Consider the following 223-nt stretch of genomic DNA (forward strand, 5'->3'; position numbering starts at 1 on the left):
GAGTGGTTTACTGAAAGCGGTGGCGGAGAACCCAACGAAAGCGGGCGGTTCCCTGCTGGCGTTCAGCTTTATCTACGGGGTGCTGCATGCGCTGGGGCCTGGGCATGGCAAAATCGTTATCACCACCTGGCTTGCGACCCATCCGTCGAAGCTGAAATCGAGCATGGGTCTTACGCTGGCCTCCTCGCTGCTTCAGGGGGGCGTGGCGATTGGGCTGGTTGTC

At 60.5% G+C, this 223-nt stretch carries 1 protein-coding gene; it reads left to right on the forward strand.

Annotated features, from left to right (window positions below; all coding sequences use genetic code 11):
- Positions 1 to 223 (forward strand): HoxN/HupN/NixA family nickel/cobalt transporter (locus ABFY71_RS19215; RefSeq protein WP_488645810.1); only part of this gene is annotated, 223 nt, incomplete at both ends.

The sequence above is a fragment of the Devosia alba genome (assembly GCF_039938915.1).
GTDB lineage: Bacteria > Pseudomonadota > Alphaproteobacteria > Rhizobiales > Devosiaceae > Devosia > Devosia alba.